The organism is Streptomyces sp. IBSBF 3136 (assembly GCF_036815105.1).
Lineage (GTDB): Bacteria > Actinomycetota > Actinomycetes > Streptomycetales > Streptomycetaceae > Streptomyces.
The window spans coordinates 40,495-64,021 of record NZ_JAJSZC010000007.1; the positions used below are offsets into that span (position 1 = coordinate 40,495).

The following is a 23,527-nucleotide window of genomic DNA, read 5'->3' on the forward strand; positions in this document are numbered from 1 at the left end:
GGTCACTTGGTTTCCCCCTCGGTCTGCTGGGGCGCTGCCGGGTGGAACAGTGCGAAGACGAGTGACGCGTCGGGCAGTGACGGGTCGGACAGCTCGCGGTACTCGTCCGCCAGTGCCTGCAGCCGCGCCCCCAGCTGTGCGAACTGCTCCTGGGTGAGCCGCAGATGCACCATCCGTACGTGCCGCTCACTCTCCACCGGCGACGCCTCCAGGTCCGCCACCGCATGCCGCATCAGCACGTCCGGCCCTCCTTCGCCTGGCTCCGGCAGCACGAGCGCCCGCGCGGCCATCGCGTAGTACCGCTCGGTGACTCCCCGGACCTTCCGCGTCCGCACCACTTTCACCAGGCCGGCCCGCTCCAGCAGCCTCACGTGGTAACTGGAGCTTCCCTTCGCGAGGCCGACCCGCTCGGCGATCTGCGTGATCGTCGCGGGCTCGAAGCGGAGCACGGCCATGATCCGGTGACGCGTGAGATTGGAGACGGCGCGCAGCTGCTCGTCCGTGGTGACGTGAAGCGTCTCGGGGAGATCGTCTGTGGGCATACGAGCAATGGTCAACGACTCTTGACCATTGAGCAAGGGAATTTCGCGCGGACTTGGAGCAACTGCTGTCCGGTCAGGCCGCCCAGCCCCTTCGCAGACGACTCTCTCGGGTGTCTTCCGGGCCCCGCGCGCCCCCGACCGGATCAGTCCGCGTCCGGCTCACTAGGGTCAGGGCATGACACCACCCCTTGCCGGCAGTGCCTTCGACACGCTCCGCCTCGACGCCGTGCCCGACCAGGAGACGCTGCGCCGGGCCTACGCACTGCCCAGCGACGCGGCCGTACGCAAGCAGATGACCGAACTCAGCGAACAGACCCGGCGGTTGATCGCGTGCTCCTCGCTGGTCCTGGTCGCCAGCACGGACGCCGAGGGCAACTGTGACGTCTCCCCGCGCGGCGGCCCCGCAGGGTTCGTCGCCGTCCTGGACTCACGGACCGTGGCGATACCGGACGCGACCGGCAACAAGCGCCTGGACACCCTGCAGAACGTCATCGCCACCGGCCGGGCCGGGCTGCTGTTCGTCATTCCCGGGCGCACCACGACACTCAGGGTGAACGGCCGGGCGTGCGTCTCCACCCGCCCAGAGCTGCTGGAGCAGCTGACCGCGGTGGGCAAGCCACCGGCCAGTGCGCTCGTGGTGGGAATCGAAGAGGTCTACCCGCACTGCCCCAAGTCCCTGCTGCGCAGCGGAGCCTGGAAGCCGGAGCAGTGGCTGTCGGCCGACGCCCAGCCGACCTCGGCCGAGGTGACGCTGGCCCAGCTGCGGATGCCGGAGCTGACGATCGCCGACATCGAGCGTGCGGAGGCGGATTCGCTGAAGTACCGCTACGAGTAACGGGCCGAACGGCAACCGCTGAACCGGCAGTGCGCCAAGTCCCCTCTTCCGGCCACGGGGCGCCCGCTCGCACCGCCGCGGCCCGCGGCCCGCGGCAGTGGCGGCTGGCCCGGCGGCCGGGCGGCCGGGCGGCCGGGCGCAACGGCAGCCCCATACGGGCCTCAACCGCACCCCCGTACGAGCCTCGCCGGGCGGTGTCAGGGCGCCGTCAGCGACTCCTGCCACTGTGGTGCTTGTGAACGGCGCAAGGGGTACAACCCTGGGGCCGGACACGAGGAGAGGTGCCCGGAGTGGTTCATCGGGGACCAGCGAGCACGCCTCACAGGTCGGGCCCCTTTGGGGGCCCACGCAGGTTCGAATCCTGCCCTCTCCGCCGGACGACAGCACCGCCATGCACCATCACACACGCAACGGGCTTCGCCGGCCCGAACGCGGCCTGGGGGCTCGGATTTCGTACCCCGTCTGCGTGTGCCGCGCGCAAGGGGCGCGCCCCGTCACCGATCGCTGTTGCCGTGCGGAGGTCCCGGCCGGGTGTGTGTCAGGGGTGATCGCCATCATAGGGAGATGACCCATCATGCCCTTGCCGCCGGCAGTGTCTGGCGGCTCCGTCACGGCGGCCAGGAGATCGCCCGGCTGACCGTGACCGGCGCCGACATGCCCTGGACCCACGCCGCCGTCGAGACTTTGCCCGGCTTCGAAGAGTTCCGTCCCCTCTTCCGCGAGCAGGAGCGGGCCGTCGAGGAGGAGGACTGGGAGCAGGCCGACGCCTGCTACGCCCGGATCCGCGGTGCACTGACCCTGACGTTTCCCGACGGCCGCGAGGTCACCGAGTTCATGCTGCGCCTCCATGACGACGGCACCGCCGACTGGCGCTGGCACGATGAGCCCTTCGATGCGGTGAACCAGTGACGCGCCGGATCCGCTGCTTCTGGGACGGGGGCGCGATCTGGTTCTACTTCGAGTCGGCCCCCTACGGGCATGTGGTCCGGCAGGTGGAGGTGTTCGAGACCGTCTGGTCCGGCAGCCGAGGCCGTCCCCCGCCGGGTTGTGCACGGGGCGGCCGTCACTCGCCGGCCGGGGTCAGGAAGTGGCGGGGGTCTTCTCGGCAGTGTGCAGCAGCGGGGTGATGGCCTTCGTCAGCGCGGTCTCGGTCACCGCTCCCATCTGGGTGGCCGCTATCTTCCCTTTCCGGTCCACGACGATCGTGAAGGGAAGGGCCTGGGGGTTGACCAGGCCGTGCGGAAGTTTCAGGACCTGGCGTCCTGACGGGTCGTGCAGGGACGGGTAGCCGAGATGGTGGTCGTGCTGGAAGGCGAGTGCGTCGGCGCGGTTGTTGTCGTGGTCGATCCCGAGGACCTGTACATCCCGGCCTTTCCAGCGCTGCTGGATCTTCTTCAGCTCGGGCGCCTCGATACGGCACGAGCCGCACCAGGACGCCCAGGCATTGACCACCACGACCTTGCCCCGGTAGTCGGACAGATGCACCGTGCGGCCCTCCAGCGTGGGCCCGGAGAAGTCAGGAGCAGGCGGCCGCTCGTCTTCCTTCAGGGTCTGGCTGAGGGGACCGGAGGAGGACGTGTCACCGATCGGGGCGGGCGTCGAGCAGCCGGCCACGATCACGCAGAACAGGGCCGCAACTACAGCTACTGCCAGAGGAGTTCGTTCGGTTCGGCGAGGTTGTCGGGGTCGGCGGGGTGTCGTCATCGGCTGTGCGGGATCCTTCGTGTCAATGGGGGTCCGGCCGTCTCTACGCACGGTCCGCGCGCGGCCGCGGCACCGCATGGTCAGCTGCTGCCACGTAGACGGCGCGTGAGCGCGAACGGAACGGCTCTGCGCCAAATGACGGTCACCTCATCCTCTATGTGGTGCGGGCCCCGACGGCGGGCCGCTTCACGATCATTGTCCTCCCAGTCCCCCACGGTCCCGTGGGCGGGGCGCGGTAACCGCCGCCGCTGCCCATGGCGCCCGGACAGCACAACTGCCGGACCGGGGCGGACAGTTCGGTCGGGGACAGTTCGGTCGGGGACTGCTGGGGGTCGCAGGCCACCCGGGGCGGCCGGGCACCCGGGGCGGCCGGGCACCCGGGGTGGCCGGGCAAACCGGCCTCACCGGTGTCACGGGCGGGCCCGTCGCTCGGCCTCGCGGCTCAAGGGGGCTGCCGGTGCCGCGTGCGGTGCGTCTGCCGCCGTGTTCTAACGTGGGCCGGGCCCAGCCGCCCCATCCGGGAAGACGACCGTCGCGCATGCCTCTTACACGCCGTACCCGACTCGTTCTCGCCGCAGGGGGTGCCCTGCTCACCGCCGGCGCGGCCCTGGCCGTTCATGCTTTCACCGGGACCGACGCGGATGCCGGGTTACAGCCGGCGAAGGCCTCCGGTGCCCCGCACTGCCGGCGCATCACCGACACCGCTCCCACCCCGCTCGGGGGCCTGCCCCGCCGCGACAGCAGTCTTGCCGGCGTGGCGGTGTGGGGGAAGCAGGACATCGTTCTACGCTGCGGGGTCACTCCCCCGCACCTGACCCCTGATCCGTGCTTCGCGGTCGACGGCGTTGACTGGATCATCGACCGGGCGCAGTCCGCGGGTACGCGCAAGGTCATCGTCAGCTACGGCCGCACCCCGGCCACCCAGGTCGTCTTCAACGGCCCGGTCCAGACCGACGCCGCCCTGGTGGAACTGTCCAAACTCATCGCCCCGATCCGGCAGACCTACCACTGCATACCCTCACGGTGACCGCTGACCACGGACCTGCCTTTTGCCGCGTACGGGCTGCTGCGTTGGTGGGGGCACGAGGCGCGGCGAATTGGTCCGGCAGCGGGTTCTCGATGCTGCCATGGCCCTCCGCTCCCTCCCCCAGCCCTTCCGGGGAAGTGACGTGTCAGTGACGTGTCCGGTCCAACAGGAGCGGTCCGCGCAACTTACAGGCCACCATGGCACCGCAGCACGAACAGGCATCGCTGCGGCATAAGGAAAGCGGCTGCCGCAGCGATCTCGGTGCCCCGGGCCCACACTCGGGGCACCGTTCGCTGCCCACCGGAGACGCCCGAGCAATCGGACGCCCCCCCAAGCGGCCGGACCGTTCGAGCAGCCGGTTCCGACCGCCATCGGGGACGTATCTCCCCCGCATACCCGGAGACCAAGTCGCCCACCGTCGCCCCGGTGACCCACGTCACACGCTGCTTCTGTCAGTAATCGGGGCGCCGTCTCGTTCAGGGGGCACGAACGAGACAGGAGCAACGTCATGAAGCACCGCATCGTCGTCCTTGGTGCCGGATACGCCGGGGCCTGGGCCGCCGGGAACCTGGCCCGCCGGCTCTCCCCCGCCGACACCGAGATCACCGTCGTCAACGCCGTGCCCGACTTCGTCGAGCGGATGCGGCTGCACCAGCTCGCGAGCGGTAGGGACGTCGCGTTCCGCCGGCTCGCCGACGTCTTCGCCGGCACCGGGGTACGGCTGCGCCTCGCCCGCGTCACCGGCCTCGACCCCGAGCGCAAGACCGTCACCCTCACCGGCGGAAACGGCGGACACGACCACCATGGCGGGCACGGTGAGGGCGGCGAGAACGGCGGCCACGGCAGGCACGGCGAGAGCGAACTCGCCTACGACACGCTGCTCTACACCCTCGGCAGCTCGGTGGCCCATCACGGGATCCCCGGTACGGCGGAGCACGCCTTCGATGTGACCGGTCTGTCCTCGGCGCTGCGGCTGCGTGAGCGTCTGGACCGTCTGGGCGCGGGCGGCGGTGTGCTGGTCGTCGGTGAGGGGCTGACCGGGATCGAGGCCGCCACCGAGTTCGCCGAGTCGCGGCCCGACCTGCGCATCTCGCTCGCCGCCCGCGGCGAGTTGGGTGCCTGGCTGTCCCCCGGGGCCCGCCGTCACCTGCGCCGGGCGTTCGACCGCCTCGGCATCACCGTCCACGAGCACACCGGGATTGAGGCCGTCGAACCGGGCCGGGCGGTCACCGCCGACGGCAGGTCGCTGACAGCCGACGTCACGGTGTGGTCGGCAGGGTTCGCCGTGCACCCCCTCGCGGCCGCGAGCGGCCTCAAGGTCACCGGTAGCGGGCGGATCGCCGTCGACCGCACGATGCGTTCGTCCTCGCACCCGGACGTCTACGCCGCCGGTGACTGCGCCTGCGCGGTCGGCGACAACGGGCGGCCGCTGCCGATGTCCTGCGCGACGGCCGGCTTCACCGCCCAGCAGGCGACCGCCGCGATCACCGCACGCCTGACCGGCCGTGAGGTCCCACTGACCGGGTTGAAGCACTACGGCAACCACCTCAGCCTCGGCCGGAGGGACGCGATCTTCCAGATGGTGGATGCCGACGTCCGCTCCAAGTCCTGGTACCTGAGCGGCCGAAGTGCCGCCCGGCTGAAGTCGGGCATCCTCAAGGGCGCGGGGTGGAACGTCGCCCACCCGACCTTCGGCCTCCCCGCACGGGCCCGCCGCCTCGCCGCCGCACCCGGACCAAGCGGGGTGGGGGCTACCGCCTAGGCTTCCTGGCATGGACAGCGCAGCCGTCGAACGGTTCGAGGCCGGCCGGAGCCGGCTGGCCTCGCTCGCGTACCGCCTGCTCGGCTCGGCCGCCGACGCCGAGGACGCCGTACAGGACACGTTCCTGCGCTGGCAGGCCGCCGACCGTGCCCATATCGAGGTACCGGAAGCCTGGCTGACCAAGGTCTGCACCCACCTCTGCCTCGACCGGCTGCGGTCGGCGCAGGCACGCCACGAACGCACGGCAGGCGCCTGGCTGCCCGAGCCGCTCCTCCAGGGCGACCCCATGCTCGATCCCGCCGACACAGTCGAGCAACGGGAATCGGTGTCCCTGGCGGTGCTCACCCTCATGGAGCGGCTCTCGCCCACCGAGCGGGCCGCCTACGTACTGCGCGAGGCGTTCGCCTACGGCCACGCGGAGATCGCCCAGATCCTCGACATCACCGAGTCCGCCAGCCAGCAGCACCTCCACCGGGCCCGCGCCCGCCTCGCCGCCGAACGCCGCCGCGGACAAGGCCTCGCCGACCCCGCCGTTGCGCGCCGGGTCGTCGAGGAGTTCCTGGCCGCCGCCGTGTCAGGGCGCACCGAGCACCTGGTGGCACTGCTCACCGAGGACGCGACCGCCGTCTCCGACGGCGCCGGGCTGGCCAGGCGGCTGCTGCGCCACACCACTCGCGAACGCATCGCCACCTTCGTGCGCGCCGGCTTCAGGCCCACGCCGGCCAAACGGCGGCTGGCCGGCGGTTCCCCCGCGCTGCATGTCGCAACGGTCAACGGCTGCCCGGCCGTCATCGCCGTGGTCGGCCAACGGGTCGTGGGTACCGTGGTGTTCGAAGTCGACGACCGCCACGTCACCGCCCTGTACGGCATCGCCGCCGCAGACCGACTCACGCGCCTGAACGCAGCCTGGCAACACCACGACAGCGGCACGCCCGCCCTCCACACCTGGTGACCATCTCCGTTCAGGCCACCACTCAGCGAACTCGACCAGCACCAAGTCGCACCAGCTCGCCGACCCCAGGGCGGCCCGAAGACAGAAAACACCGTCACGTGCTGAGGGCTGCGTGTCGATCAGGACTGGCTGGGACTGTCCAGGCGTTCGGTCGGCCCGCCGAAAGGCAGGACGAGGGTGCGTGTCGCCATGAGCCACGAGCCGTCGATCTTGTGGAAAGTGTCCTGGTAGTGGCCGATGTTCGCCGGCAGTCGGGGCGCCACCAGTGCCCCCTCTGTATAGCCGTCGACTCGGTAGGTCGCGAAGTAGGTGGTCGCTGCGGCAGTGTCCGGCGAGTCGATGGTGACCAGGATGTTCGTGCACATGCGCCGGGACAACCGATCCACCGGTCGAGAGCCGAAGTACTCGCGCAGAGCCTCCCTGCCTTCGATCCGCCGCTGGTCATACGGCCATTCCCAGACGCCGTCGGCGGTGAAGAGGTCACAGACGGTGCTCGGGTCACCCAGGTCGAGCCGGCGGACGAATTCCAAAATCAAGCGTTCACAAGACCGTTCCGCCAGGAGACGCTCCATCGGGTTGATATCACTGGTAGTCATCTCCACTTCCTACCAGCCCTGCCTACGCGGCCACGACTCCTTTGCCTGACCCCTTGCTGCCAGATGCCGCGTTCACCGGTCTCAGGACCGCGTTACGGTGGCGCGCTCGCAGGCACAGCCGAGGACGACACACCGCAACCGGCGATGCTGGCGGGCCTGCCACAATCCGTAGCCGCCCGTCGTCCGCACGGCGCACAGCGTTGGACCGGGCGTCGACAGCGACCGGCACTGGCCTCTTCCGCCCTGGCCGGCCTCATCCGTGCCGACGAACCGGGTCAGGCAGGGGGCTTCGGGCGGCGAAGTCGGTTCTCGACCGCATCGGCTCCCGCTCGGCAGTCGACGTGCCGCATCACGCGGAGGTCATGGTGCACTCGGCGAACCCCCAGGTCACAACACCGGACGCCGAGAACGAGGTCGAGACGGACGTCAGAGACTTGTGACCAGCCCCATATGCCCACCCCCAAACAGTCCGAACGCAATCAGCGTGAGGACGTAGGGTCGCCCCTCGGGGGCCGCTTCACTCTCGCGCGAGTCTCGCCAGCCATGGATGCCCGGGGTGCATTTGCGTGAGCCATCCACCGAGAGCGTCGCGCCGTGCCTGGGTCAGCAGCGGCAGGACGCCCTCGAAATCGGCGTGGTCCTTGGGACGTGGCGCCTTCGCTTTGAACAGCACCACCAGCTCCGGTACCAGGTAGGGGATGCCGTCGGGCGTCCGTTCGATGATCGCGTCGTAGGGCAGCCGCAGGCTTTCGTCCCGCCGGTAGATCCACGTCCCGCCCTCGTGCGGCTCGCGAAAGACGTCGAAGAGGAACTGTCCGCTCGCCGGATCACGCACCCAGGTCTGGCGCGTGACCGCGAGCGCGGTGGCTCCTGCCCGTGCCCAGAGCCGTCCCGAGCCGACCGCGTCGAACTCGTACTCGGCGAAACGGCCGCGGATCTCCGCGAATTGTGCCGCCGGTACCGCGATCTCCAGATCGCCGTGGGGCCTCGACTGCGCACCGCGGAACAGATCCAGGGCCCACCCGGCCACGACGCACCAGGGCACGCTGACCCCGGTCAGCCGCTGCGCGATCTGGTGCGGCCGCCAGGCATCCGCCCAGCGGGCGTCCAGTTCGCCTGCATCGAGGACAGCGCCGCCGGGCAAGCCGGGCAGTGAAGGCTCGGTCATCGAAACAACCTAACGTCCCAGCCCAGGGGTTGCGGCGCTGCGGACGGATCCGGGCACCGCCTTCCCCCGGCAGGCCGCCGAGGAAAGAGGTGGAAGATGCGTGCGGGGCGTCAGGCGGCTCCAGGCCGTCCTGCACGGCAGGGTTGTGGTCGGTCAGCCGAGCAGCTCCAGCACCCGGGCCGCCTGCTTGTCCACGGTGCCGGCCGGATTCCGCGGATGCTCCGGATCATCTCCGGCCAGCAGGAACAGCCAGACCAGCGCAAGCAGTCTCCTGCACTCCCCCAGCCGCACCCGCTCCGCTGGCCGAAGATCGAACTGGCCGAGGAAGGCGGGGACATCCGAGGGTTCCTCGACCCAGCTGCCCACATGCTCGGTGATCTCGGCCAGTTCGAACGCGCGGTCGCTGCGCCCTGAGTCCTCGAAATCGACCACCCGGACCCTGGAGCCGTCCCACAGGTAGTTGGCGAGATTGCCGTCCCCGGGTCCGAACACCTCCGGGAGGTCCTGCGGGGCGCCGGCCGACAGCATGGAACGCTGCAACCAGGCCAGCCCGGCATCCATGGCCTGCCTCACCAACCCCCGTTGGGAGGGCACGTCAGCCGCCCACCCGTCGATTCGCCCCAGAAGCTCGCCCGGCAGCCCCGGTCTGGGCGGAACCCGACCAAGGACATCGCCCGGCACAGCCAGATGAAGCGCGGCTACGGCCTCAACGAGCGCCGCAAGTTCCTTCTCGCCGATGACGGTGCCCCGCAGAGGAACACCTGCCAGACGGGACATCACCACCACCGGTCTGTCCGCCACGAGGTCCGCCTTCACGGGCTCGGGTGCCAGCCCTGGAGCGTGAGTGGACAGCAGCGTCAGCCCCTGCCATTCACGTCCGGCGCGGCCGTCGTCCCGCGACGCGAACCGCTTGATCACGCGACCCGCGCCCATCTCGATCCCGTGGGTGGAGAAGTGGACAGCACTCATGGGAGGGGATCCTGCCAGGCCCCGTCCCCGCGCGGCTCTCGCACTGGCGCGGCGGGCCACTGGGCCAGGACCCGGGGGCACCGTACGAACGTGCCCCGTGACCAGCCCGCACTTCAGCGGCTGGACCGAGCGGGGCGGGACAGCTCTGGACCCCTACTCAGCGGGAATCGAGTGGGACACCCTTGCCTAACGCAGTAGTTCACGACGGCGATCAGTTGGCGGGTGTCCTTGATGCGCCGTTGGAGGACGGGATCGTCGACGACTTGTGGCCGCTCGCCGACGATCGCTTCTAGCCGTGGCAGCATGGCCACGCACTGAGCGGGTGTGAGGTCGCCGGTGTCATCTGAACCGGTGGATCACGTCCCGGACCGTGTCCTCGTCGGCCTGGACCAGTTTCGCGATCACCGGGACTCCGTTCCCGCCGGCCGAGGCCGGCAGGATCATCGCCCGCCGGTAAGGCACCGAGTTGGCGCTGCCCCGGCGCGCACGATCTGTTGCAGCTTCTGCCCCTCCTGGTCGGTCAACCCGCGCATACGGACAGGCTCAGCCACCACACCCCCCAGCGGTCGGATCGGACGTCACCGCGCTTCCGAACTTCCAACCGCCAGAAGAGGCGATCCGGCGAACCATCCCGGTCAGAGCACTGGCTCTGGTCTTCAGCTCTGCCCGGGCGGGGACGGCGCGTTCGCCGGGTGCGTCCTTGCGGGCCCGCGCCTTCTGCACGTTGTCAACGGGTCTATTCGGCCCAGGCGCGCTCCAGCAGGGCACCGAAGGTGGCGGGCTCTCGTCCGATCAGCTCGGCAAGCGTCGAGTCGACGGCGGTGAACTCGCCATTACGTGCCGCTGCGAAGATGCTCAGTATCAGGTCGGCGATCGGTGCCGGGGTGCCGTGCGCCAGGGCCTGCTCGCGGAAGGCGTCGTCGGGGACGACGGTGCGGGTGAAGGGCCGTCCGGTGGCCTGGGACGCGATCTCGGCGACGGTGCCGAAGTCGAGCGCCGCCGCGCCGGTGAGCGGCGGGGTGGGCCCTTCGAAGCGGCCCTCCTCGGCGAGGATTGCGGCGGTGGCGTCGGCGAGGTCGTCGTGGCCGGTCCAGGCGACGGGGCCGTCGGCGGGAAGGGCGATGTCGCCCGTGTGACGGGCGGACTCCAGGAACTGCAAGGCGCTGGCCGCGTAGAAGCCGTTGCGCAGCGCCGTCCAGGGCAGGCCGGTGGCGCTCAGCAGGTCCTCGGTCCGGGCGTGGTCGCGGCACGCCTGGAAGAGGGAGTCATGGGCGGCGCCCATCTGGCTGGTGTAGAGGATGCGGCCGACGCCGGCCTTCACGGCGGCGTCGATGGCGGCGCGATGGCCGGTGACGCACTCCTCTCCCGTGCGGTCCAGGGAGACGAGGAGCACCTGCTCGGCCCCCTCGAAGGCATGGACCAGCGAGGCCGGGTCGTCGAAGCTGCCCTGCCGGACACGGACGCCGCGGTCGGCGAGGTCCTGGGCCTTACGGGGGTCGCGGACGCTGACGCCGACGCGGTCGGCGGGGACGCGCTCCATGAGGCGTTCGACGGTGCGGTGGCCGAGCTTTCCGGTCGCTCCGGTCACGATGATCATGGGCTCTCCCGACGCTGTTTCCAGTGGAATCACCATGACGTTAACACTGGAATATCGCTGGAATCAAATCTCCGATATCATCGATTCATGGCTACGCGCGACACCACCGACAGCCCTCGTCACCGCATCGTCGAGGCAGCCGTCGAGCTACTGGAGACGGGCGGCCCGGATGCGGTGAGCACCCGGGCGGTCGCCGCCGCGGCCGGCATGCAGCCGCCGGCGATCTACCGCCTCTTCGGCGACAAGGAGGGCCTCCTCGAGGCCGTAGCGGAGCACGGCTACGCGCAGTTCCTGGAGAGCAAGCGCGCGCAGCTCGATCCCGAACCGCAGGACGCGGTGGAGGACCTGCGCCGGGGCTGGGACATGGTGGTGGAGTTCGGGGTCTCCCGCCCCGAACTGTTCGCGGTGATGGACAGGGCCACCGGCCGGGGAGCGGACATGGCACACCGCGCGGGACTGGAGATACTCCATGGCCGGGTGCGCCGACTGGCGGCTGCGGGGTGGCTACGGGTCGACGAGGAACTGGCCGCCCAGATCATCCAGGCCACCGGCCGAGGCGCGGTCACCACCTGGCACTCCACCCCGGCAGACCGCCGCGATCCGGCGCTGCTGACCACCCTCCGCGAGGCCATGGTCGCCGCCGTCACCCGCGCCGAACCGACCGTCCCCGCCGCGGAGGCCGGCCCCGCGGCAGCGGCCCGCGCGCTGCGCGCCGCTCTCCCTGACGATGCCGATGTCCTGAGCGACGCCGAGCAGCACCTGCTGCGCGAGTGGCTCACCCGCCTTGCAGCGGACAGAGGCGCTCCGCACTGCTGAGCGCACGTCAGGAGCCCTCGTGCAGGTGAGACCTCCGGCGAGAGATCTTCCGAGTGACACCTGGGCAACTCCGGAGAGCACCGCAGGCAAGGCCGGTGACAGCCTCGCCCAACTTCACACCATCTGACAATTACTCGGATCGCGCCTGCACCCCGCCGGACGCGACCCGCACGGCTGCGGCCAGACCATAGAAGGCGGCCGGCCTGCCCCCGGTGCCGGAGACGCTCCTCACTCCCCGGAGGCGCCCTCCGGGCCGGTGTTCTGGTACTCGACATCTCCGGGCCTCTGGCTTCCATGACGAGAGCCCGCGGCTACGGCAAAGGGGAATCCTGTGTCGGCGGCCGGCGAGTCAGAGGACGCCGGCTGTGGGCGCCGGGACGATGCCGGGGAACCCATACCCGGAGCACCCGAGGACTGATGCGGCACCGCACGGGAGTCGGCAGGCTGATCGCTTCGCCGTCCAGCCCGGCGTGGAGGACGGGGACATCGGCGTCCACGATGACGTCGTCGGGCGTGGCGAGACGGGTCAGGCGGTTCGGTTGCCCGCTGCGCAGCCTCCTGGCCGTCTCGGCGGGCGTCTCTGCCGTGGCGGCCAGTAGGCCCAGGAGGCCGGAGTCGAGGTGCGCACGCCTGCCGAGCCCGGCCGGATCATCCACCTGGTAAGGGTTGTTGCTCACCAGCACGGCATCCGGCCCGTCCACGGTGAGCAGCTCGGCGCGAACCACCAGTTCCGGGCCCTCGTGGCGGGCCAGGAATTCTGGAAGGATGCGCACTGCCGTGCCGATTTTGTCGTCCCGATAGGCCGGGTCCTGCACCAGGGCGGCATAGGCGCCGAACGACACGTTGTTGACGAAGACCCGCTCGCCTGCGAACCCGAGGTCCACGCGCAACTCCATGCCGTCCGTGAGTGCCTCGAGCGCGGCCGAAGGGTCCGCACGGTCCAGCCCCAGGTCCATCGCGAAGTGGTTGCGGGTACCGGCCGGAATGACGACAAAGGGGAGACCGCGCTCCGCAGCCACCTCTGCGATCAGTGCCTGCGTACCGTCCCCGCCGGCCGCGCCCAGCAGATCCGCGCCGTCGTCCACCGCCTGGCGGGCGACATCCGCGAGGTCTTGGGGGCGGGACGGATCGATCAGAAAAACCTGAGCGCCCAGCGCGCGGGCCTTGTCCACGACACGGAACCGGCTCGCCTTCCCTCCCCCCGAACGCGGATTGACGATCAGATACGGCCGCCGAACAGCCACCGGCCGAGACGCCTGATCCGTCATGACCGGATCCGACAGGCGGCATTCGCCAGACCGGCCCACGCCACTCGCGGTGACAGAACTACCGCCACCACGACCCCTGCTGACTGCGCCGAGGGCCACCGGCCCGGATCAGCGATCACACCAACAGCCGCCGCCTCCATGACAACCCCTCCGACAATCACCGTCCACCGCACCGCGTTTGTGCATCGGGCGCGCTCACCAGCGATCCGGACCTGCCCCGGCGCCGGCTCGGGCACCGGCACCGGCACCTCGCGCGGTTGTCGCCAACGACGACTTGATCAGCCCGCACGGTGATCCCTCCTCACACGCACACCGGTCAGTCCCGGATGCCGTCGATGTCGACCAGGACGTGCCGCGGTCCGCGGAAGATCTGGTTGTGCCGGTACGGCGGCGGGTCCTCGACGAGCCGGGGATTCTGCACCCGGCGGACGAACTCGCCGACCGCGATCTGGACCTCGAGTCGCGCGAGCGGAGCGCCGAAGCAGAAGTGGATGCCCTGGCTGAAGCCGAGGTGTTCGTTGTCGCGGCGTTCAAGATCGAGTATGTCGGGGGCGGTGAACCGGTCCGGGTCACGGTTCGCCGAGCCGTACGCCAGGAAGATCGGCGCGCCTTTCGGGATGGTGGTGCCGGCGATGTCGATGTCTTCCAGGGCGGAGCGGGTGTGCCAGAACTGCACCGACGACTCGAAGCGCAGCAGCTCCTCCACCCCCGGCACGATCAAATCGGGCCGGCTGCGCAGCTTGTCCAACGCGTCGGGGTGGCGCAGCAGGGTGAGCACGCTGTGTGCGATGAGGTTGACCGTGGTCTCGTGTCCGGCGAAGATCAGGAGCAGGGCGTTGCTCGTGAGCACACCCCTGGACATCCGTCCCTCCGGGCCGTCCTCGTTCACCAATGCCGAGAGCATGCCCGGGCCGGGCTGCTGGGCGTACCGGTCGAGCAGCTGTGCTACGAACTGTCCGAAATCCTGCACGGCCTGGCGGCCGCCGGCCTGCCGGCTCTGGATCTCCTCGGAGGCGGCCTCAGGGCCGAAGTCCAGGGCGTCCAGTGCGGTCTCGATCCAGTGGTGGAAGCGCGGCTCGTCTTCCAGCGGCACGCCCAGAACCTTGCAGATCACCGTCACCGGCAAGGGGTAGGCGAAGTCGTCGACGGCATCGATCCGGGTCTTGCCCTTCATGTCGTCCAGCAGGCCGTCGACGATGCGTCGGATGTCGGGCTCCAGGTCGGATATCAGATGAGGCGCACGGGGCGGGCCGGCGAAATGCGGCATCATCATCGAGCGGTCTCGATCGTGCTCGGGTGGATCGCAGGTGATGATGTTCGGCTCGGTCAGCGCCTCCCTGATGGGTTCGGCCACCGCCTCCCCCGAGCCCTCTGCCCGGACTGCGGCCGGAACGGGACACTTCCGTGGATCCGAACTGACCCGGGGGTCATGCAACAGGGCGACGATCTCCCGGTAGGTGCTGACGACATAGGTACCGTCCGGCTGCCGCGCCACGGGTTGTTTGCGCAGTTCCTCGTAGAACGGATACGGGTTGGCGCGGTTGGCGTAGCGGAGGGCCTGCTGCCAGGGGGTTTCCTCGACCACGAGGCTCCCCTCCTTCTTCCTGTCGGTGCTGTCCGCTTGCACGCTTGACTCGGCGGGCGGCGCGCGCGTCAGTGACGCTACGGCCGGAACTCGGCCGTCCGCTCGCTCGGGGCGTGTCCGGTCAGGACGACGTCGGGAATCGCCGTCGGGACCCTTGGGTCCGGAAACTCGGCCGGCATCGGCTTAGTCTCGGGCGGCTGGTCCCAGCCCGGCGGCGGAGGCGGAAACGGACCTGATTGCTCGATCAGCTTCCCGTAGTACTGCAGCCACTTGCCGTGATCGAAAGTGACGGCCGCGACGATCCGGCCCCGGTGACCGTAGGCGGCGGCGAAACGGCGTTCCTCGACGGACCCCTGGGTGAAGACGATCTCGTCACCGAAGGGCGGCACGCCGACGGACTTGATGTTCACGCCGAACTGACCGGACCAGAAGCCGGGAAGCAGCAGATGCGGGCGATAGTGGGGCTCCAGGTTCACCATGTTGTGCGCCGCTACCTCCGCGCCGAAAACGGCGTTGTCCCAGTGCTCCATCGCAAGGAACTGGTACTCGTACAGCACATGCGGCGCACGCGCCACGTCGCCTGCCACGTAGACGCTGTCGGTGACCACGCCATTGATGTCGAAGGCCCGGCCACCGGCATCGCACCCTACGCCCCAGAATCCGGCCGCCAGCCCGGAGCCGTCCAGCCATTCCACGTTGCGGATCGACCCCAACGAGGCCACCACCACGTCGGCGTCGACAGTGCTGCCGTCGGACAGGTGCGCCCGCCGCACGCGTCCTCCGGAGTCGCCCTCCAGCGAGGACACGCCCAGCCCGCAGCGCAGGTCCACGCCGTGATCGCGCTGCATCTGCGTGGCGATCTTCCCGATCACCCCGCCGAGCGCGCCGACCAGCGGCGCCGAACCCCGCTCGACGACGGTCACCGGGATGTCGAGCTCCCGGCAGACAGAGGCCACTTCCGAGCCGATGAATCCGGCGCCGATCACCAGAACCCGCGACGGCGGCTCGGCCATCTCCTTCTGCAACTGCTCCGCATCATCGCGCGAGCGAATCGCGTGCACCCCGTGCAGGGCGGCTTCGGCCGGGTTCGGCCACTGGCGCGCGCGTGTGCCCGTGGCGATCAGCAACCGGTCGTACGGCACTTGCTCACCGTCGGCAAGGCGCACATGCTTGGTGGACCGGTCCAGCCCGACGGCGGCCACCCCGAGCCGCCAGTCCGCATCCACCTCTCGCATGCGGGGCAGCCTGGTGTGGTCGGCCGGCACCCAGCCCTTGAGTACCTGCTTGGACAGCGGGGGACGGTCGTAGGGCTCGTACGGCTCGTCCCCGATGATGGTCAGAGAACCCGTGAAGCCCGCTTCGCGCAGGGCCTCCGCGGCCCGCAGCCCGGCCAGTGAGGCCCCCACGATGACGATCCGGCCGCCGGCCCGGAACTCGCGCACCAGCTCTGCGACCGTTGCCGGCAGGGTCATGACGCCTCGCCCCGCTTCGCGCCGTCCAGACGTTCGATCATGATCGCCTGCACGGGGCACGCCGCAGCCGCTCGCTCGACCTGCAGGCGCCGCTCGTCGTCGGGGTTCGGCTCATAGGTGAGCGCCTCCTGACCGTTCAATCTGAAGACCTCGTGCGCCAGATACACGCATTGCGCGTATCCCTGGCAGCGATTCAGGTCCACGACGATCCGCATGGGCAGGCTCCTTCCGCTCTGCCTCCGCCCCACGGCAACCATCGACCCGGTCATGAAGGCTCGGGTCGGTCTCTCAAGCCTTCCGTCGGTCGACGGGTCAGGATGCCCCGTCGCCCCGACCAGCCTGTCCGATGAGCAGGTTCGGTCCTGTGAGCAGGTTCGGTCCTGTTCGCCGCGCCGCTTCTTTCACGGTGACGCGTGTCGGCTGTGAGCGTGAGCGTAACCAGAAGGGGGCGCTGCATCGACGGTGTCGGCATCAAGGTGCGCCCCCGTCTTCACCCACTAAAGCCATAGTCATCCCGCCTTCCGGCGATCGCAAACCCGCCACACGCGGCGAACCGGACGCACCCGTGGACTCCGAGCCCTCACTCTCCTGGCGGAGGCGATCTCCGAGCCGGTGAAGCCACCGATCACCAGGTCCCGACCGCCGTCCGGCCAACCCGACCGCGTCTTCGCGCGTGCGGTGGGTGGATACAGACCGCCGCGGCCGAGGCAAGGAGTGCCGGCGTGCCGAGGGGGCCCGCGGCGGCTGGCCGTCGCCCTGAGGAGCGGCATCCGCTGGCGCTCGTGCCAGCCGGTAGACCGGTTACCTTCGTCACTTCGACATTTCCGTACGTCGTATGGTACCAATGAGAAGGCACTTCCATACGGCGTACGGAAATGCTCGCCCGGACCGCACCGGGAGTCGTACATCGCCTGACAGAAGCGCCATTGGCGCAGATCACACCCTCGGGAAGTAAAGATCATGAAGAAGCTCACGAAGCGCATCGCCCTCGCTGTCTCCTCCGTCGCGGTCGCCGGTGTCGCCGTCCTCGGTGCCGGTGGCACCGCTTCGGCCGCGCCCCTTGCGTCCACGCACGCCCAGAACCCGACCGACGGGGCCGTGGCCGCTGATCACAGCTGGGACCACGGTGTCGGCTACCTGCTCGAGCGGGGCTACTCCTGCGACGAGACCCGTGGCTGGCACCAGGATGACCACGGCACCGATTCGACCCGGCACGACTGCGACGGTCTCTACTACCGCGACGGCCACTTCTACCGCTGGGAGGGCGAGGGACACGGCTGGACGTCCGACAGGACCTACCGCCACGACGCGAACCGCTACGAGCACGACGGCGGGGGCAGGCACGACCATGACCTGGGCCGCGACGCCCGGTAAGACGGGTATCGGCCATGAGCGCAAGCAGTGCCCCTCGGCCCTGTCCCTCCCGGCGGCGGGGACTCGTCTGGCGCTCGGGGGCGGCGTCCCCGGCGGTGCGCAGGTGCCGGTCGGCGCCCACGCCCTGCTGTACCGCCTCCGCCCGCGCTGCCTCTTCGCCACAGGCCGGTGTGAGGCACCGCCGAGCCATACCCGGGAGCGGAAGCCGATGAAGAAGTCCTTGAAGGTCGTAGAGCGGCGGGTGGCCGTGCAGCTGGTCGTCTCGCACGACTACTCGTTGCCCCTATGCGTACGTCTGCGCTACGAGCCCGCTGATCCCTATGTCGTCCGTGCCGCCTTCTTCGTCGACTGTGACGAGCCGGTCGAATGGGTCCTGGGGCGGGATCTTCTGGCTGACGGTCTGGAGGGTTCCGCAGGCCACGCGGACATCCGGATCTGGTCGGCCACAGGGCGGGGTGACGAGTCGATCTACATCGCCCTCGGGAATTCCGCAGGCACCGCCTTGCTCGAGGTCCCCGTGCAGGACATCTCGTTCTTCCTTCAGGACACCCAGGCTCTGGTGCCACGAGGGACCGAGTCCGGACTCATCGACTGGGATGCCGAACTAGCACACCTCCTCTCCCGAGGCTGACCGCCGATCATCCATGCTCAGAAGTAAAGGAACCAGTGTCATGTCCCAGTACCAACTTCGCGTCTACACCCTGCGCAGTTCCGACACGCTCGCCGCCTACGAGAAGATCTGGGCCCAGCACATTCCCGGTATGGCCAAGCACCGGATCACCACACACGGCGTCTGGACGGCGCCCGGAAGCGACACTCCCCGGCTGTACGCCCTCGTTTCCTACAAGGACGCCGACGACGTACAGGAACGGCTGGAGGCATACCTGTCGAGTCCTGAATTCCGCGCGGACATGGAGGGCTTCGACATCAGCCAGATCGTCGGCCTCGACGAGACCCTGCTGACGCCCACCGAGGACTCTTCCTTGCGCTGACGATCGGCCTGCGACGAGTGACGCGGCCAGAAGGGCCGGTATCCGACGGCCCTGCGATGGTAGTGCAGGTGACGTCGACGGCGACCCACCAGTGGCGGCCCTGGCTGACATCGATACCGACCCACATGAGCAGGGCACCTGTGTGGTCAAGTGCGTAGGCGTCGAGGTAGGGACCGTGACGAGTCGGTTCACTACAACCACGACCGGTACAGAGTCGATCGCTGAGACCAAGGGCGCCCCCTTGTCCGGCAGCCACCGTTGGCCACATCTCCGTGATGGCCCCGGCCGAAGGAGTGGCCTCGCCTGCTCCCGTCGGCCGGGCGCCCTTGCGACGGCACGAAGAACTGCTCATGCGGGTGTCCTCGTGCCGACCGCCACCGGTCCTTGCAGTAACCGCGTCTCTATGCAGCCTCTTTGAAGTCGACGACAGCCCTTCCGGTGGCCCTCCCCGGATGACTCGAAGCACCAGGAGTAAGACCCAATGAAGTCATTGAGAACTGTGATCCAGGGGCTACCTGTGAAGCTTGTCGGCGTGCATGCGACGTCCTTGTCCGTGATCATGAATCTTCGGTACGAGCCGAGTGATCCCTATGTGGTCCATGCCGCATTCACCACCGATGTCGACAGCGACGAGCTGGTGGAATGGATCATCGGGCGCGATTTGCTTATCGACGGCCTGGAGGGCCCTGCTGGCGAGGGAGACGTTCGCATATGGCCCACCGGCGAGGAGGGCTGCCGCGACTTGTACATCCTTCTCAACCCGCCGTCCGGTACGGCCCTGCTCAAGGCCCCAGCGCAGGAATTCAAGGCGTTCCTGCAGGAAACGGAGGCAGTGGTGCCCCGGGGGGCCGAGCTCGGCCACAGTGACTTCGACCGCTTGCTGGCGCACTTCCTCGCCGAAGGGTGAGTCCTGGCATGGTGCGACCTCAGGCAGGCACAGAGACGTCTGCGCCTCGGTGTTCACCGCCAGGGTGAGTGGATGTCAACAGTCGCGGTGTCGAGGGCGGCCGGGCCGAAGCCAGCCTCGGTCAGGATGTTCGCCGCGACTCCGCGGCCGACCCGCCCCGGTGAGACCAGCCGCCACGCGGCAACCCGCTACCTGCGTCGCATCGCCCACCTTCCCGCGCTCGGTAGCTCGCCGCTCCTCGGCAGGCTCTGCCGCAAAGACCAACCTGAAGGCGTTTACGTCGTCGCGGTGCGCCCTGCAGCGGAAGTCTGGCAGCCGTTTGTCGGCTTCGCGCTCGCCTCGCAAGCCCGCTGGTGGACGACGGCCGAGTTGCGGTCAGCCGGAGTGCTGGCCGAGCCTGCTGAACTGCTCGACTCATGGACGGCTACTGGGTCGGGCGGCTGCTCCGATGAAAAGATCTCGCTTGAGTGAGCGGCTTCAACGCCGACCGTGCGCTCGCTGGGCCCCGCTCCCCGAACCCTGACGGGCTGTACACGCCGGTGCAGCGTAACGTCGTCTTGTGGACTTGCCTGCGGACAGTCTCGGCGGCCCCAGCGAGCGGTGAGGCCGCGTGCTGCTGAAGTCGGTGACCTCGCAGACCAGAACGCTGTGGCGGATCAGCCGCGGCTCCGCCGGCTGACGGCAGAGCCGCCCCAGCAACCCGGACCGCGGTGTTGCCGTGACGACCGCGGACGTCAGACCCACTTGCTCACGACCGATCCTTCAGGTCGGGCGGTCACCGTGCGTCGGTGTCGGACAAGCGGCGGGCATTACGGGTGGTGAGGTACCGCCAGGTGACGGTGGCGGACGGCTGCACCGCCGGGGCGATGGAGGTGACCTGAGCGAGCACCGCGTCAATGGGCGTACAACGGTAGTCGCTGCCATTGAGGAGACGCTCGGTGCCGAAGGCCGCGCGCCGAAGGTCGGGACCTGCCGCGGGAATGGCGTGCCGGCCATGTCGTACCAGAGTCGGCCGAGTTGCTCGACGGCGCTCGGCCCGTCGACGACGCCGCCGCCGACGTGGGTGCGGAAGAGGTCCATCCGGTCGGCGAGCAGCGGCAGCACACCTCCGCCGTGTGTCAGGATCCAGCGGATCCGCGGACGGCGGGCGAGGACAGCGCGCAAGAGCAGGTCGCTCGCAGTGCGGGCAGTGTCGAAGAGGAACTCCAGCCTCGGCCGTGGCCGGCCCAGAGCAAGCTCGTCGAGTACGCCCTTTGAGCGTCCGGCCAGGCGGTGTGGGGCCGGACCCTTGGGGCGGCACCTGGCCCGCTACATGTGCACGACAGGTGCGGCGTTCTCGTTCTGCCGGGGCACACCCCGGCGGTAGAGGAAGGCGGTGACGATCAGGCCGGTGATGAAGACGGCCGCCGACCACCAGTAGGCCGTGGAGTAGCCCGCGAGGCCGGCCTGGGCCAGGACGCCGGGGTCCTTGGGATTGCGGCCGGAGAGGTAGTCGGTGGCGGCGCCGGATGACATCGTGCTGAGCAGGGCGATGCCGATGGAACCACCCACCTGCTGCAGGGTGTTGACAGCGGCCGAGGCGACGCCGGCATCGGTTGCCGCCACGCCGGAGGTCGCCAGGCTCATGGCGGGCGCGATGACCGTGCCCAGCCCGATGCCGACGAGCACCAGCTGGGGCAGTACCTGTGTCACGTATTCGCTGTTCAGGTCCAGCTTGGTCATCCAGATCAGCCCGGCGGCCGCAATGGTCATGCCCAGCGGGACCACCGGCTTCGGTCCTATTCGCGCCACGAGGACGTTGTTGGCCACGGCGGAGGCGGACGACGAGGCCACGATCATGGGCAGGAAGGCGAAGCCGGTGTTCAGAGCGCTGTAGCCGAGGCTCTGCTGCAGGTAGTAGGTGAGGAACAGGAACACGCCGAACATGCCCGCGCCGGTGACGAAGAGGGCGGCGAAGGAGGCGCCGCGGTTGCGGTCCAGCAGGACGCGCAGGGGCAGCAGCGGATACGCCGCCCTGTTCTGCCACCACACGAAGGCGGCCACCAGTACGGAACCGGCCGCAAGCACGCCCCACGTTGCCGACGAACCCCAGCCGCGCGTTTCGGCGTTCGAGAATCCGTAGACCAGACAGAACAGGCCGATGGAGGCCAGCAGGGTGCCGGGTACGTCGAGCTTGGAGGACGTGTCGCGCGGGGTGCGGTGCAGCAGGGCTGCGCCACCGACGAACCCCACCACCGCGAAGATCACGTTGACGTACATGGTCCAGCGCCAGTCCAAGTACTGGGTCAGCACCCCACCGAGGATCAGGCCGATGGCTCCACCGGCACCGGCGATCGAGCCCGCGACGGTGAAAGCCTTCGCCCGCTCGCGCGGATCGGTGAAGGTGGTCATCAGGATCGAGAGGGCGGACGGCGCCAGCAGCGCGGCGAACAGCCCCTGCACGGCACGCGCGATGACGAGCGCGTCGAAGCCGTTCGCCGCGCCCGCAACCATGGAAGCGGCCGCGAAGCCGGCCAGACCCACCAGGAAGGTCACCTTCTGCCCGGCCAGGTCGGCGATGCGGCCGCCGAGCAGCAGCAGGCTGCCGAAGGCCAGCGCGTAGGCGGTGACCACCCACTGCCGGTCGGCGTCGGAGAAGCCGAGGTCGTGCTGGGCGGACGGCAGGGCGATGTTCACGATGGTGCCGTCGAGGACACCCATCAGCATGGACAGCGAAACGACCAGCAGAATCCACCAGCGCCGCTGGTGCGACAGCTCGGGCATATCCTCAGGTGCGGTCTCGGCGCCGCGAGCAGCGGCGGTGGCGTTCTGGGACATGGGGGCAGCCCTCCGGACAGCGGATAGGGATGGCGGAAAAGAGAGAAGAACCGGTCGAGAGCAGGTACGGCTCGTCCGGCACGGGCGCCACCTCGCGCTCGCGGCAGTACTACGGGGCGGCACGGCCGCCTCGGTGAACGGATGGGTGAGGAGGCGGCTCGACGAGGCCAGCGATCTCCCGCTTGGGGAAGGAGCTCGGCTACAAGGTCATTTCACGGGTCGGCACCATACGGCTGCCGTGCAGAGGCTGTGGAACCACCCCGCCGGGCGGCGTTCCCCGATGTGACGGGGGGGGGGGTGGCTCCCGCGTGTCGCAGCCCGAGATCGCCCGGCTACGAGGCGCGGCTCAGGAGCCTGCCTGCGGCGCAGCGCCTCAAGAGGTGTGGCTCAAAGGCCGGTGTCCCGGCCGTCCCGATCGCCGGTGAACCGGCTTTCCAGGCCCGTGATCAGCGTGTCCATCACGAGGCGGAACATATGGTCCTGATCAGGGCCTTCTGGGACTACGTCCGCAGAGTCAGGGTCCGCATCCCCGTCCCCCTCTTCACCGTCGTCAAAGCCGGGGGGCTTGAGGGTCGACCACTGGTGGAGTGAGCCGTTGAGTTCGGCGGCGAGGACTCCGATGACGACGGCGACCATCAGCGCGGTGATCTCCGAGACCTCTGACCGCGGCACCCCGGCAGCGGCCACGATCGCGGTGAGCGAGGTCCAGAACGGGTCGTCGGGCTGGATGAAGTCCGGCTGGTGGCTGAAGGAGTAGGCCATCAGCTCTGGGTGACGGTGCGCCAGCGTCCGGAAATCCGTCGCCAGAAGGCGGACGCGCTCCCGCCAGGGCGCGTCCTCAAGCGTCACGGTGCGGAACTGGGCTCCGACCATTCTCGCCACGCCGCGCAGCACGGCTTCCTTGTTCGCCACATGGTGGTACAGCGACATCGGGTTCGCATCGAGCACAGTGGCGAGTTTGCGCATGGTGAGCGCCTCGACCCCGTCCTCGTCGATCAGCCGCAGGGCGGCGGCGTAGATCCCGGCCTCGGTCAGAGGCACGTCCCTCTTCCTCGTTCCCCGCGGGGGACGCCTCACCTTCTTTTCCATACCCCGTACGGTACCAGTTTCATACGCCGTACGGAATTGACCTGAATCACAGCAT

The 23,527-nt window shown here is 69.4% G+C and carries 24 protein-coding genes and 1 pseudogene; 12 read left to right on the forward strand and 13 right to left on the reverse strand.

The window, feature by feature from the left end; all coding sequences use genetic code 11:
* Positions 1-2: 2 nt before the first annotated feature.
* Complete coding sequence (locus V7E45_RS02830) at positions 3-542, reverse strand: ArsR/SmtB family transcription factor (protein WP_333772439.1); 540 nt, start codon at positions 540-542, stop codon at positions 3-5.
* Between the two features lie 175 nt (positions 543-717).
* Between V7E45_RS02830 and V7E45_RS02835 the strand changes: the two genes are divergently transcribed.
* Both V7E45_RS02835 and V7E45_RS02840 read left to right on the forward strand, forming a co-directional pair.
* Positions 718-1,377 carry an MSMEG_1061 family FMN-dependent PPOX-type flavoprotein gene (locus V7E45_RS02835; protein WP_333772440.1) on the forward strand — a complete coding sequence of 220 codons (660 nt, stop codon included), beginning with the start codon at positions 718-720 and terminating at the stop codon, positions 1,375-1,377.
* A 564-nt stretch (positions 1,378-1,941) separates the two neighbouring features.
* A complete protein-coding gene (locus V7E45_RS02840) occupies positions 1,942-2,286 on the forward strand; it encodes a hypothetical protein (RefSeq protein ID WP_333772441.1) in 345 nt (114 codons plus the stop codon).
* Positions 2,287-2,457: 171 nt separating this feature from the next.
* Here the strand turns inward: V7E45_RS02840 and V7E45_RS02845 are convergent, their stop codons facing one another.
* The gene (locus V7E45_RS02845) at positions 2,458-2,997 is read right to left on the reverse strand and encodes a TlpA family protein disulfide reductase (RefSeq protein WP_333772442.1); all 540 of its coding nucleotides are present in this window, start codon (positions 2,995-2,997) and stop codon (positions 2,458-2,460) included.
* A gap of 622 nt (positions 2,998-3,619) precedes the next feature.
* Between V7E45_RS02845 and V7E45_RS02850 the strand changes: the two genes are divergently transcribed.
* From V7E45_RS02850 to V7E45_RS02860, 3 genes are all read left to right on the forward strand, one after another.
* On the forward strand, positions 3,620-4,108 hold the full coding sequence (locus V7E45_RS02850; protein ID WP_333772443.1) for a DUF3515 family protein: 489 nt from the start codon (positions 3,620-3,622) through the stop codon (positions 4,106-4,108).
* A 508-nt stretch (positions 4,109-4,616) separates the two neighbouring features.
* Complete coding sequence (locus V7E45_RS02855; RefSeq protein WP_333772444.1) at positions 4,617-5,870, forward strand: NAD(P)/FAD-dependent oxidoreductase; 1,254 nt, start codon at positions 4,617-4,619, stop codon at positions 5,868-5,870.
* A 10-nt stretch (positions 5,871-5,880) separates the two neighbouring features.
* Positions 5,881-6,822, forward strand: coding sequence for a sigma-70 family RNA polymerase sigma factor (locus V7E45_RS02860; protein ID WP_333772445.1), 942 nt, complete (start codon positions 5,881-5,883; stop codon positions 6,820-6,822).
* Between the two features lie 119 nt (positions 6,823-6,941).
* On the opposite strand, the gene V7E45_RS02865 is transcribed toward V7E45_RS02860, so the two are convergent.
* From V7E45_RS02865 to V7E45_RS02885, 5 genes and pseudogenes are all read right to left on the reverse strand, one after another.
* Positions 6,942-7,418 carry a nuclear transport factor 2 family protein gene (locus tag V7E45_RS02865; protein ID WP_333772446.1) on the reverse strand — a complete coding sequence of 159 codons (477 nt, stop codon included), beginning with the start codon at positions 7,416-7,418 and terminating at the stop codon, positions 6,942-6,944.
* Between the two features lie 517 nt (positions 7,419-7,935).
* Complete coding sequence (locus tag V7E45_RS02870; RefSeq protein WP_333772447.1) at positions 7,936-8,586, reverse strand: nucleotidyltransferase domain-containing protein; 651 nt, start codon at positions 8,584-8,586, stop codon at positions 7,936-7,938.
* A 153-nt stretch (positions 8,587-8,739) separates the two neighbouring features.
* A complete protein-coding gene (locus V7E45_RS02875; protein WP_333772448.1) occupies positions 8,740-9,555 on the reverse strand; it encodes a phosphotransferase family protein in 816 nt (271 codons plus the stop codon).
* 345 nt (positions 9,556-9,900) lie between these two features.
* Positions 9,901-10,106: pseudogene (locus V7E45_RS02880) on the reverse strand (IS630 family transposase); the annotation flags it as partial.
* Positions 10,107-10,291: 185 nt separating this feature from the next.
* On the reverse strand, positions 10,292-11,152 hold the full coding sequence (locus V7E45_RS02885; protein WP_333772449.1) for an SDR family oxidoreductase: 861 nt from the start codon (positions 11,150-11,152) through the stop codon (positions 10,292-10,294).
* Between the two features lie 87 nt (positions 11,153-11,239).
* On the opposite strand from V7E45_RS02885, the gene V7E45_RS02890 reads away from it, so the two are divergent.
* Complete coding sequence (locus tag V7E45_RS02890; RefSeq protein WP_333772450.1) at positions 11,240-11,968, forward strand: TetR/AcrR family transcriptional regulator; 729 nt, start codon at positions 11,240-11,242, stop codon at positions 11,966-11,968.
* Positions 11,969-12,279: 311 nt separating this feature from the next.
* Here V7E45_RS02890 and V7E45_RS02895 read toward each other — a convergent pair whose 3' ends face one another.
* From V7E45_RS02895 to V7E45_RS02910, 4 genes are all read right to left on the reverse strand, one after another.
* Positions 12,280-13,236 (reverse strand): diacylglycerol/lipid kinase family protein, encoded by a 957-nt coding sequence (locus V7E45_RS02895; RefSeq protein ID WP_333772451.1) that lies wholly within the window; start codon positions 13,234-13,236, stop codon positions 12,280-12,282.
* Positions 13,237-13,552: 316 nt separating this feature from the next.
* Positions 13,553-14,821: a cytochrome P450 gene (locus V7E45_RS02900; protein ID WP_333772452.1), complete on the reverse strand. Its 1,269-nt coding sequence runs from the start codon at positions 14,819-14,821 to the stop codon at positions 13,553-13,555.
* A gap of 77 nt (positions 14,822-14,898) precedes the next feature.
* Positions 14,899-16,293 (reverse strand): NAD(P)/FAD-dependent oxidoreductase, encoded by a 1,395-nt coding sequence (locus V7E45_RS02905; protein WP_333772453.1) that lies wholly within the window; start codon positions 16,291-16,293, stop codon positions 14,899-14,901.
* Positions 16,290-16,508, reverse strand: a complete 219-nt coding sequence (locus tag V7E45_RS02910; protein WP_333772454.1) for a ferredoxin — start codon at positions 16,506-16,508, stop codon at positions 16,290-16,292. The genes V7E45_RS02905 and V7E45_RS02910 overlap by 4 nt, the downstream gene beginning before the upstream one ends.
* Positions 16,509-17,253: 745 nt before the next feature.
* Here V7E45_RS02910 and V7E45_RS02915 point away from each other — a divergent pair.
* The 6 genes from V7E45_RS02915 to V7E45_RS02940 all read left to right on the forward strand — a co-directional run bounded on the left by V7E45_RS02915 (position 17,254) and on the right by V7E45_RS02940 (position 20,823).
* Positions 17,254-17,667 carry a hypothetical protein gene (locus V7E45_RS02915; RefSeq protein WP_333772455.1) on the forward strand — a complete coding sequence of 138 codons (414 nt, stop codon included), beginning with the start codon at positions 17,254-17,256 and terminating at the stop codon, positions 17,665-17,667.
* Positions 17,642-18,298 (forward strand): SsgA family sporulation/cell division regulator, encoded by a 657-nt coding sequence (locus V7E45_RS02920; RefSeq protein ID WP_333772456.1) that lies wholly within the window; start codon positions 17,642-17,644, stop codon positions 18,296-18,298. The genes V7E45_RS02915 and V7E45_RS02920 overlap by 26 nt, the downstream gene beginning before the upstream one ends.
* Before the next feature lie 40 nt (positions 18,299-18,338).
* Positions 18,339-18,659 carry an NIPSNAP family protein gene (locus V7E45_RS02925; protein WP_333772457.1) on the forward strand — a complete coding sequence of 107 codons (321 nt, stop codon included), beginning with the start codon at positions 18,339-18,341 and terminating at the stop codon, positions 18,657-18,659.
* Positions 18,660-19,176: 517 nt separating this feature from the next.
* Positions 19,177-19,566: an SsgA family sporulation/cell division regulator gene (locus V7E45_RS02930; protein ID WP_333772458.1), complete on the forward strand. Its 390-nt coding sequence runs from the start codon at positions 19,177-19,179 to the stop codon at positions 19,564-19,566.
* 126 nt (positions 19,567-19,692) lie between these two features.
* A complete protein-coding gene (locus V7E45_RS02935) occupies positions 19,693-20,037 on the forward strand; it encodes a hypothetical protein (protein WP_333772459.1) in 345 nt (114 codons plus the stop codon).
* A gap of 546 nt (positions 20,038-20,583) precedes the next feature.
* Positions 20,584-20,823, forward strand: coding sequence for a hypothetical protein (locus tag V7E45_RS02940; RefSeq protein WP_333772460.1), 240 nt, complete (start codon positions 20,584-20,586; stop codon positions 20,821-20,823).
* Between the two features lie 51 nt (positions 20,824-20,874).
* On the opposite strand, the gene V7E45_RS02945 is transcribed toward V7E45_RS02940, so the two are convergent.
* Together V7E45_RS02945 and V7E45_RS02950 are read right to left on the reverse strand one after the other, a co-directional pair.
* A complete protein-coding gene (locus V7E45_RS02945; RefSeq protein WP_443055912.1) occupies positions 20,875-22,383 on the reverse strand; it encodes an MFS transporter in 1,509 nt (502 codons plus the stop codon).
* 387 nt (positions 22,384-22,770) lie between these two features.
* Positions 22,771-23,424, reverse strand: coding sequence for a TetR/AcrR family transcriptional regulator (locus tag V7E45_RS02950; protein ID WP_333772462.1), 654 nt, complete (start codon positions 23,422-23,424; stop codon positions 22,771-22,773).
* Positions 23,425-23,527 lie beyond the last annotated feature (103 nt).